Here is a 1,091-nt window from a genome sequence, read left to right as displayed (position 1 = left end):
AATCCAAACGCTGCCCATTGATGATCAATACTTCGCCCTGTTTTTCTAATGACAGAGCATCGCTAAATGGGTGGCCGTATGGCTCACCCGTTGGTGATAAGGTGATTTTCATAGTTTCCTTAGATACAAAAAAACCGCATTGCAAATGCGGAGCAGGCAATGTTGACCAAAGCCGGCAACCTAGCAAGCCTGCAAAACCTCAAGCAAAGCCAGCTCAATTTGGGCGTGATTCAGTCGCTGGTGGGCGAGGTGTTCAGCACTGATAACTGCACGATCATAGAGAATGAGTATGGAGTTGCATTTAGGAACCCTAAGGGCCTACAGCTTTGCGTAAGCCCGCCGCTAACACTCTTGTACACACATGCCCTTTATTTAGAGACTACGTGGAGGTTTCCCGCCGTTTTCGGTAGGTTGCTGACTGTTCAAGCCACATTTAGGGGTAACGCAGGCAATCAAATAAATTGGCCCGACCCATACAGAGCACATATTGCTTATGCCACTACCAGTAATGCTCAGACTAACGTAGCTCTATATCCGCCAACAGGGAAGGCTTGGGGTAGCAACTCGTCAGCAACTGGAGTATTTGCCTTTTCACTGGGGATGGCGTGACGCAATGGTTATTTCCAGAATCCTGATGCGGTTAAGTAAAAGCGTGCGTTTGCATTTGGCGATGACACTGGCCCTATGAAGTTAAGAGACCATGACGCCGTAGATTGGTGAGCTAGCATAGCGCCGGTGACTGGCGTTAAGGGGGTTGTGCTGTACCAGGGGAATGCATCAATAACGGGCTGCACTCTAGCGAATGGTTGAGGGAATGGGATGCTCACAACCGATGAGCGAAAGCTACTCCCATAGGCAGTTGTGATGGGTACCTCTTGTGTGATGGTAGCAAAACAGAACTGTTCCCCTGTTGGTTTCCTGAAAGATATGCCGTGGGAGTTCTCTAAGATTGTACAGTTATCAGTGCTGAACACCTCGCCCACCAGCGACTGAATGACACCCAGATTGAGCTGGCTTTGCTTGAGGTTTTGCAGGCTTGCTAGGTTGCCGGCTTTGGTCAACATTGCCTGCTCCGCATTTGCAATGCATGC

1 protein-coding gene is annotated in these 1,091 nt (G+C 49.4%); it reads right to left on the bottom strand.

Annotation, left to right across the window (positions count from 1 at the left end):
* Positions 1-617: 617 nt before the first annotated feature.
* Positions 618-1,091: hypothetical protein (locus GY634_RS17185; RefSeq protein ID WP_207625644.1), on the bottom strand; the 474-nt coding region annotated here is incomplete at its 5' end.

The organism is Paenalcaligenes suwonensis, from assembly GCF_011290505.1.
Taxonomy (GTDB): domain Bacteria; phylum Pseudomonadota; class Gammaproteobacteria; order Burkholderiales; family Burkholderiaceae_B; genus Paenalcaligenes; species Paenalcaligenes suwonensis.
This window is presented reverse-complemented; position numbering and strand designations above follow the sequence as displayed.